The sequence below is a fragment of the Myceligenerans pegani genome, from assembly GCF_014892515.1.
Lineage (GTDB): Bacteria > Actinomycetota > Actinomycetes > Actinomycetales > Cellulomonadaceae > Myceligenerans > Myceligenerans pegani.
In genome coordinates this window covers 21,470-30,713 of record NZ_JADBGR010000072.1, presented here as the reverse complement: position 1 = coordinate 30,713, position 9,244 = coordinate 21,470, and the positions used below count along the sequence as shown (strand labels likewise).

The 9,244-nt window shown below is 74.2% G+C and carries 7 protein-coding genes; 5 read left to right on the top strand and 2 right to left on the bottom strand.

Going from position 1 to position 9,244, the window contains the following annotated elements; all coding sequences use genetic code 11:
• Positions 1–2,299, bottom strand: a 2,299-nt coding sequence (locus IIE03_RS09610; protein WP_318842895.1) for a GNAT family N-acetyltransferase, incomplete at its 3' end; no start/stop codon positions are given.
• Between the two features lie 122 nt (positions 2,300–2,421).
• Here IIE03_RS09610 and IIE03_RS09605 point away from each other — a divergent pair.
• The 4 genes from IIE03_RS09605 (at position 2,422) to IIE03_RS09590 (ending at position 7,137) form a co-directional block, all read left to right on the top strand.
• On the top strand, positions 2,422–4,899 hold the full coding sequence (locus IIE03_RS09605) for a DNA gyrase/topoisomerase IV subunit A (protein WP_192862534.1): 2,478 nt from the start codon (positions 2,422–2,424) through the stop codon (positions 4,897–4,899).
• A 96-nt stretch (positions 4,900–4,995) separates the two neighbouring features.
• Entirely contained in the window at positions 4,996–5,379 is a 384-nt protein-coding gene (locus tag IIE03_RS09600) for a YciI family protein (RefSeq protein WP_192862533.1), read from the top strand.
• A 24-nt stretch (positions 5,380–5,403) separates the two neighbouring features.
• Positions 5,404–6,642 carry a DUF6596 domain-containing protein gene (locus IIE03_RS09595; protein ID WP_225997527.1) on the top strand — a complete coding sequence of 413 codons (1,239 nt, stop codon included), beginning with the start codon at positions 5,404–5,406 and terminating at the stop codon, positions 6,640–6,642.
• A 63-nt stretch (positions 6,643–6,705) separates the two neighbouring features.
• Positions 6,706–7,137, top strand: coding sequence for a GNAT family N-acetyltransferase (locus IIE03_RS09590; RefSeq protein WP_192862531.1), 432 nt, complete (start codon positions 6,706–6,708; stop codon positions 7,135–7,137).
• A gap of 133 nt (positions 7,138–7,270) precedes the next feature.
• Here IIE03_RS09590 and IIE03_RS09585 read toward each other — a convergent pair whose 3' ends face one another.
• Positions 7,271–7,957, bottom strand: coding sequence for an HAD hydrolase-like protein (locus tag IIE03_RS09585; protein WP_318842894.1), 687 nt, complete (start codon positions 7,955–7,957; stop codon positions 7,271–7,273).
• A gap of 184 nt (positions 7,958–8,141) precedes the next feature.
• Between IIE03_RS09585 and fgd the strand changes: the two genes are divergently transcribed.
• Positions 8,142–9,143, top strand: coding sequence for a glucose-6-phosphate dehydrogenase (coenzyme-F420) (gene fgd, locus IIE03_RS09580; RefSeq protein WP_192862530.1), 1,002 nt, complete (start codon positions 8,142–8,144; stop codon positions 9,141–9,143).
• Positions 9,144–9,244 lie beyond the last annotated feature (101 nt).

Below are 9,244 nucleotides of genomic sequence, written 5' to 3'. Positions count from 1 at the left end.
GGGCGCGGTCGATGCCGTCCGGACGCACCGGCGATCCGTGGTCCTGCTTCCGCCAGCGCGCGTACCGCACGACGGCGCCCAGCGCCCACACCGCGTCCTCCGGCGTGGAGAACGCCGGGACCCGCACGTCGCCGCCGGCGGAAGGCGCCGCCCCCGGCGGGGGCCGCGAGCCGGGGCCCTCGTCCCCGGACGCCGGGGCGTCCACGGCCTGCGCGGACCGCGGACCGGCGTCGTCGTCCGGGGCGGACGCCGGGACGTCCGCGGCCGGGTAGGGCGCGCGGAGCACCTCCGGCATCCCGTGCAACCCGAGCATGCTGGCCACCGTGGTGCGGCCGGTCCGGGCCGCCGCGGCGGCGACCGCGCGGGCGATCCCGTCGGAACGCGGCACGACGACGGGGACGTCCACGACGACGACGGCGTCGCAGGCGGCCGGCGCGTACAGGCGGTCCACGGCTCGCGCGACGTCCTCGTCCGACGCGCCGGGCCGCAGCGCGACCGCCTCACGGACGTCCAGACCGGCCGCGCCGCACGCCTCCGACACGAGCGTGAGCAGCGTCGGCGACCCCGCCAGGATGCCCACGCGGTGCCCGCGCGGGAGCGGCTGGTGCGCCGCCACCTGCGCGACGTCCATGAGCTGGTGGGTGTTCTCCGCCCGGATCACGCCCGACTGGGTCAGCACCTCGTCCAGCATCCGGCGCGGCGCCCGCGTGGTACGCACCGCGTGCCCGGGCGGCACCACGTGTCCCGACCGCCCCGCGACCACCACGACCACGGGCTTGCGCGCGGCGAGCCGCCGCGCGATCCGCGAGAACTTGCGCGGGTTGCCGAGCGTCTCGAGGTAGAGGCACACGACGCCGGTGGCCGGGTCGTCCTGCCAGTACTGCATCAGGTCGTTGCCCGACACGTCCGCGCGGTGTCCGGCCGACACCAGCGACGAGACACCCAGGCCGCGGCGCGTCACGGTCTTCGCGAGCGTGACCGCCGCCGGCGCCGACTGGCAGAACAGCCCGACCACGCCGTCCGGCGGGGCGTGCTCCGCGAGCGACGCGCGCAGCCGGGCGCCCGGCGCGTTGGTGATCAGCCCGTACGACGCCGGTCCCACCACGCGCATCCCCGCCGCGTGGGCGACCCGAAGCAGCTCCCGCTGCCGCGCCAGCCCGTCGCGCCCGGTCTCCGCGTACCCGCCCGAGAACACGACGACACCCCGGGCGCCCCGGATCGCCGCGAGCCGCACGGCCTCGATCGCGCGCCCGGGCGGCGCCGCCACGAGCAGGAGGTCGACGTCGCCGACGTCGTCCCAGCCGGTCGCGTAGGTGATCGCCGACGACGACGCCGGGGTGACGGCGGGCACGGACGCGCCGGCCGGCCCGGGTTCGGCGACGCCCAGGACCGTCAGCTCCGTGTCGCCCGGATCGCCGCGGTGCGACTCCACGACCCGGGCCGCCTGGAGTGCTTCCAGCGAGTGGTGCGGGTCCGGCGCGTCGCCGTCGTCGTTCCCGAGGGGGCCGGGGCCCACGAGCAGGACGCGGCGGGCGCCGAGCAGGCCCGCCATGGAGACGGCCTCGGCGCGGTGCTCGCGGTCGGCCATGACCTCGCGGGAGCGGTCGGTGGGGTCGAGGTCGATGCCGACGTGCACGAAGCCGTCGTCGAGGTGCTGCTCGACGGCGTAGCCGGCCTCGCGGAACACGCCGAGCATGGCGCGGTTCTGGGGCAGCACCTCGGCGGCGAACCGCCGGATGCCGCGCTCGCGCGCCGCGTCGGCGAGGTGCTCCAGCAGCACGGACCCGAGGCCGCGCCCCTGCACGGAGTCGGCGATGTTGAACGCGACCTCGGCGGTGCGGGGGCCTTCGCCGGGAACGACGTCGAACCGCGCGACGCCGAGGATCTCCTCGCCGGCTACGGCGTCCGCACCGGCCGCGGCGGCCGGTGCGGACACGACCTCCTCGCCGGGAGCGGGCGGAGCGTTCCCGGCGCGCGCCGGAAAGGCGCCGTCCCCGCGTTCGCCGCCGGGCCGCGACGCGCCCGCCGGCCGGACCGCGACCAGAGCGACCCGGTCGACGTGGTCCACCGTGACGAACTGTCGCAGCATCCGCTCCGGGATCCGGTTCAGCGCGGCGAAGAAACGGTAGTAGGTGGAACGCTCGGACTGGGCCATGTGGAAGCGCTGGAGGGCGTCGGCGTCGTCGGGGCGGATGGGCCGCAGGTGCGTGGTGCTGCCGTCGCGCAGCACGACGTCCGCCTCCCACTCCACCGGGTACGGGACGTCGTGCCGGGGCGGGCCCGCGGCGTCGTCACTCACACGGCAAGGCTAACCGTGGATGTCATCGAACACGTGTAGGTTTGGCCTGTCGCGCAGCCTCTGACCCGGATCGTCCGCGCCACGTCCCTGTTCGTCCCGACCCCGCAGGAGCCCGAAGAAGAATGGCCCGTAAGCCGTCGTCCGCCCCGCTCGACGAGAGCGAGATCCACGAGAAGATCGTCGACATCGACGTCTCGGCGGAGATGGAGTCCTCGTACCTCGAGTACGCGTACTCCGTGATCTACAGCCGCGCGCTCCCGGACGCGCGCGACGGCCTCAAGCCGGTGCAGCGCCGCATCCTGTACATGATGGCGGACATGGGGCTGCGCCCCGACCGCGCACACGTGAAGTCGTCGCGCGTGGTGGGCGAGGTGATGGGGAAGCTCCACCCGCACGGCGACGCGCCGATCTACGACGCGCTGGTACGCCTCGCGCAAGACTTCTCGCTGCGGCTCCCGCTCGTGGACGGTCACGGCAACTTCGGCTCGCTCGACGACGGCCCCGCCGCCGCCCGGTACACGGAGGCGCGGCTCGCGGCGCCGTCGATGGCGATGACGTCGGACCTGGACGAGGACGTCGTCGACTTCGTGCCGAACTACGACAACAAGCTCACCCAGCCGGAGGTGCTGCCCTCGGCGATCCCGAACCTGCTGGTCAACGGCGCGTCGGGAATCGCGGTGGGCATGGCGACGAACATGCCGCCGCACAACCTCGTCGAGGTCGTCACGGCGGCGCAGCACCTGCTGAAGCACCCGGACGCCACCCTGGAGGACGTGCAGCGGTTCGTGCCGGGCCCGGACCTGCCGAGCGGCGGCAAGATCGTCGGGCTCGAGGGCGTCCGCGACGCCTATCGCACCGGCCGCGGCACGTTCCGCACGCGTGCCACCGCGCGCATCGAGAACGTCACGCCGCGCCGCCGGGGCATCGTCGTGACCGAGCTGCCGTACACGGTGGGCCCGGAGAAGGTGATCGAGAAGATCGCCGACGGCGTCAAGGCCAAGAAGATCCAGGGCGTCACCGCGGTCCAGGACCTCACCGACCGCCACCACGGGCTGCGGCTGGTCGTCGAGGTCAAGGCCGGCTTCGACCCCGAGGCCGTCCTCGAGCAGCTCTACCGCACCACGCCGCTGGAGGACTCCTTCGGCATCAACAACGTGACGCTGGTGGACGGGCAGCCGCGCACGCTCGGCCTGCTCGATCTGTTGCGCGTGTGGGTGGAACACCGCATCGACGTGGTCCGACGGCGGTCGCGGTTCCGCCTGACGAAGCGGCAGGAGCGGCTGCACCTGGTCGAGGGCCTGCTCGTCGCGATCCTCGACATCGACGAGGTGATCCAGGTGATCCGCTCGTCCGACGACGCCACGGTGGCGCGCGAGCGCCTGATGGGCGTGTTCGACCTGTCCGAGGCGCAGGCCTCCTACATCCTCGATCTCCAGCTGCGCCGCCTGACGAAGTTCTCGCGGATCGAGCTGGAGAAGGAGCAGGAGGAACTGCTGCGCGAGATCGCGAAGCTCGAGGAGATCCTCGGCTCGGAGAGCGTGCTGCGCCGGCTGGTGTCGAAGGAGATGGGTGAGGTCGCCAAGACGTACGGCACGCCGCGCCGCACGATCCTGCTGGACGCCGAGGGCGGCAGCGTCGGCCCCGCCGCCCCGGCGGCGCGCGGCAGGAAGGGCGCGCTGGACGACCTGAACCTGGAGATCGCCGACGCCCCCACGCGGGTGGTCCTGTCCGCGACGGGCCTGCTGGCCCGGCTGGCCGACGACGCCCCGGTGTCCCGCGAGGGGGCCCGTGCCGCGCACGACGCGCTGCGCGCCGACTGCGCGGCCACCACCCGGGGCCAGATCGCGCTGGTCACCTCGCGCGGGCGCGCGGTGCGGGTGCCGGTCGTCGAGCTGCCGACACTGCCGCCCACGGACGGGGCACCGTCGCTGTCGGGCGGGCTGCCCCTGTCGGAGCTGGTGGACCTCGCCGCGGACGAGACCGTGCTGGGCCTGTACCCGCTCCGCGAGGACGCCCCGACACTGGCCCTGGGCACCGCCGCCGGCGTGGTCAAGCGGGTGACGAGCACCGACGTGCCGAAGAACGGCGACGACTGGACGGTCATCGGGCTCAAGGAGGGCGACGAGGTGGTCGGCGCGGCGCTCGTGACCGACGAGGACGAGCTGGTGTTCGTCTCCTCGGACTCGTCGCTCCTGCACTTCCCGGCCTCGGCGGTCCGGCCGCAGGGCCGGTCCGGCGGCGGCGTGGCGGGCATCAAGCTCGCGGCGGACCAGCGGGTGGTGTTCTTCGGCGCGGTGCGGGCCGGTGCGGACGCGTCGGTGGTCACGATCGCGGGCTCCGCGGACGCGCTGCCCGGCGTGGAGGCCGGCATGGGCAAGGTGACCCCGTTCGAGCTGTACCCCGGCAAGGGTCGCGCCACGGGCGGCGTCCGCTCGCAGCGGTTCCTCAAGGGGTTCGACGGCCTCGTGCTCGCCTGGGTGGGTGCGACCCCGCCGCGCGCCCTTGGTGCGGGCGGGCAGCCGGTGGACCTGCCGGAGACGGACGAGCGCCGCGACGGCTCGGGCACGCCGCTGGAGACGCCGGTCACGGTGGTCGGCTGACGGGATCCGCGGCGATTCTCGTGGGGCTGTCGATTTCGCGGATGCTCGCCCGTCAGAGGCGTGTCAGCATTCACCACGACGCACAAGGAGCTCGACATGACTGACACCTGGATGTTTCTGATCCGCGAGAACGACTGGGACTCGGACGCGTACCTCCCGGGGACGCCGGACCGGCAGGCCCGCCTGGCGGACGACGAGGGCATGGCCGCGCACAACCGGTTCCCGGAGGCCGTCGCCGAGCTGGGCGCGAAGATCGTCGGCAGCAACGCGCTGCAGAACGCGCGGCACGGCGGCTGGGTGAAGGTGGGGAAGGACGGCGCGGAGCCCGTCTGGACGGACGCTCCGTTCACCGACACGAACGAGGTCATCACCGGCTTCTACGAGGTCGAGTGCGACGAGGAGACCGCACGCAAGGTCGCGGCCCTGGTGCCGAGCGGCAACGTGGTCGAGTGGCGGAAGGTCATGACCTTCGGTGACTGAGGGATCGGGACGGGCCTGGTGCTGATGGACCCCGACGCGTTCCGGATCGCCTGGCCCCAGGTGGTCCGCGCGTTGGCGGTCGTCACCCGGAGCCTCGATCGCGGCGAGGAGTGCGCCGCCGAGGCGTTCGCGCGAGCCGCGTCGCGGCCCGACGGCTCGATCGACGACCTCACCGCCTGGTGCGTGCACGTCGGGCGCCGGGTCTGGCTCGACGGCGTCCGGCACGAGGCGGTCCTCGCACGCCTGATGCCCGACGTCGCGCGAGCGGAGACCACCACGATGGACGACGCACCGGCACGGCCCGGCGACGCCCTGGACGACCGGCTCGCCCTCCTGTTCGTCGCCTGCGACGACGCCCTCGCACCCGGGGCGCAGCTCGTCCTGGCCATGCGCGTGGTCTGCGGTCTGTCGATCCGCCAGATCGCCTCCCATCTCGGGATCGCCGAGGCCACGGCCGCCGCGCGGCTCACGCGGGCGAAGTCGGGGCTCGCCCGGGCGCGGGGCGAGTTCGCGGTGCCCGGCCCCGCGGAACGGGAGACGCGCCTGCCGACGGTGCTGGCGTGCGTGGCGGGCCTGTTCTCGGTGGGCCAGCGCGAGGCGCTCCAGCCCGCGGACGCCACCGAGGATCCGGCCCGCGATGCGCTCGTGCTCGCGGAGGCGCTGGTCGCGGAGTTTCCCGGCGACCCGGAGGCGCTCGGCCTGCGGGCCGTCTGCCGGCTCGGGCTCGCGCGTCGGCCCGCGCGGGTCCGGGGCGGCGTCGCGCTGCCCCTCGACGAGGTGGACCGGACAGGCTGGGACGCGCGGCTCCTGCGGGCGGGCCTGGGCGACGTCGCGGCCGCCGTCGCTCTCACCGACCGGCCCGGGCGCTTCGTGCTCGAGGCCGCGATCTCCGGCGCGCACAGCACGAGCCCTGACGCGGACGGCACCGACTGGGACCGGCTAGCCCAGCTCTACGACGCCCTCCTCGCCGTGTGGCCGTCCCCCGCCACGCGGGTCGCCCGCCTCGTGGTCCTCGGGCGGCTGTGCCTGGCGGACACCGGAACCGGCGCTGCCGATGCCGCCGGTCTGACGGAGATCGAGCGCGAGCTCGAGGAACTCGTCGCCGACGGGCCGCCCTACGCCGCGCGGGACGCGAGCCTCGCGCTGGCGGACCTCGCCCGCCGCACCGGCCGCGCCGACGAGGCCGCGGCACGCTACCGCGAACTGATCGACGTCGTCCCCGAGGGCCCTCTGCGCGAGTTCTGCCGCCGGCACGCCGGGTAAGGCGCCGTCCGCCGGGCGAATACGTCCTCGGCGGCGCCCGGGGCACGTGGTTGACTGCGACGCATGGTCGCCGACGAGTCGAAGTACGAGTTCTCCGCCGACACCAGCCGGATCGATCCGGCGCGGGTGCACGCGCTGCTCTCCGAGTACGCCTACTGGGCCGCCGGGCGTTCCCGCGAGACGCAGGACGCCGCGATCGCGGGGTCGCGCAACTACGCGGTGTACGTGCGGGAGTCCGGCGAACTCGTGGGCTACGCCCGCGTCGTGACCGACGCTGCCACGTTCGGCTGGCTGGCCGACGTCGTCGTGGATCCCGGCCACCGCCGCCGCGGCCTGGCCCGCCTCCTGGTCGAAGGCGCCCTCGCCGACCTCGCGCCGCTGCGCCTCGCCCGGATCGTGCTCCGGGCGTCCGACGAGGGACGCGCGCTGTACGAGGACCTCGGCTGGAAGCAGGTCGACGGGCCGCACGAGTGGATGCAGCGCCTCCAGGGCTGAAGCGACGCGGGCAGCACCGACGGAGGCTGCGGCGACACGCGTTGAAGCGACGCGGTCGGCCGTTGTCGACGCGGTCGGCCACTCGGGAGACCGACCGCCGGGACAACGCACCGACCGCACCTGGCCGAGGCACTCATCCCAGCAGCAGCGCGCGCAGTTCCCCGGCCGAGCCGACGACGGCGGCCGCGCCGGCTTGTTCGAGCTCCCCCGGCTCGCCGTACCCCCAGGTGACGCCGATCGTCGCGATGCCGTTCGCCGCCGCGGCGTGCACGTCGTGCTCCCGGTCGCCGACCATCACCGCCGACGCCCCCGCCTGGTCACCGCCGGAGGCCGCGAGCGCCCGGGCCACGACCTTCTCCTTCCCGGCGTGCTCCCCCGCGCCCTCCATGGCGGGGCCGAAGACGGAGTCGATGCCGCCGGTGAGGTACCGGTCGAGCCCGAAGTGCTCGACGATCGGGCGGGCCAGCGGCTGCGGCTTGGCGGTGGCGACGACGAGCGTGGTGCCCGCGTCGCGCAGGGTGGCGAGGAGGTCGGTGACGCCGTCGAACACGCTGTTGTCGTACATGCCGCCGGCTTCGAGCTCGCGCCGGTAGACGGCGACGACGGCCTCGGCCTGGTCGCCGGTGAGAGCGGCGCGGGCGAGGGAGAGCCCGAGGGGTGGCCCGACGAAGCGGCGCAGCCGGGCGTCGTCGGGCACGGGGAACCCGGTCTCGGTGAAGGCGGTGCGCAGGGAGGCCATGATGCCGGGCGCGGAGTCGGTGAGGGTGCCGTCGAGGTCGAGGAGCACGTGCGTGGGGCGATCGGGCAGGGTGGTCGTCACGGACCGAGGGTACGGTCCGGCGCCGCCGCGCCGACGACGCGTGCCGGAGTCCGGTCGGTCGGGCCGGTCGGGCCGAGCCGGTCCTGTTCGGGCCGGACCTGTCCCGCTCGACCGGAGTCCGGTCAGGCCGGGTCGGGGTCAGGACCCGGTGTCGTTGTCGGTGTCGGGGCGTAAGGTCGCGGTTGTGACTCTCAAGATCGGCTACAAGGCATCCGCAGAGCAGTTCGGGCCCCGGGACCTGGTGGACTTCACGGTTCTCGCCGAGGACACGGGCCTGGACAGCGCGTGGATCTCGGACCATTTCCTCCCGTGGCGCGCGAACGGCGGGCACGCGCCGTCGGCCCTGGCGTGGCTCGGGGCCGCGGGCGAGCGTACGGAGCGGATCACGCTCGGCACGAGTGTGATGACTCCCACGTTCCGGTACAACCCGGCGGTGGTCGCGCAGACGTTCGCGACGCTGGCGCTGCTCACCGAGGGGCGCGTCGTGCTCGGCGTGGGGTCGGGCGAGGCACTGAACGAGATCGCGGTGAGCGGGCGGGAGTGGCCGGAGTTCAAGGAGCGGTTCGCCCGGCTGCGGGAGGCGGTCGCGCTGATGCGGCGGCTGTGGACCGAGGAGTCGGTGGATCACGACGGCGAGTACTACACGCTCGTGGGCGCGACGATCTACGACCGGCCCGAGAACCCGGTACCCGTGTACGTCGCGGCCGGGGGCCCGATGGTGGCCCGGTACGCGGGGCGTGCGGGTGACGGTTTCATCTGCACGTCGGGGAAGGGCATGGACCTGTACACGGAGAAGCTGCTGCCCGGCGTGGCCGAGGGCGCGGCGAAGGCGGAGCGCGATCCGGCCGGGATCGACAAGGTGCTGGAGCTGAAGATCTCCTACGACCGGGACCCGGCGGCGGCGCGGGAGAACACGCGGTTCTGGGCTCCGCTCTCGCTGACCCCGGAGCAGAAGCACAGCGTGACGTCGGCCGAGGAGATGGAGCGGCTGGCGGACGAGCTGCCGATCGAGCAGATCGCGAAGCGCTGGATCGTCGCCTCGGAGCCGGAGCAGGCGGTGGAGATGATCCGGCCGTACGTCGACGCGGGCCTGAACCATCTCGTCGTCCACGGCCCGGGCCACGACCAGCGCCGCTTCCTGACCCAGTTCGGCGAGGACGTCCTGCCCCTCCTGCGCGCCCTCTGACCCGTGTGGCCGGGGTGGTCGCGGTGTCGACGCCCCGGCCACGACGTCCCACCCCGTACCGAGCGCCCGGCGCAGGGCGCCCGAAGTTATCACTGATATAT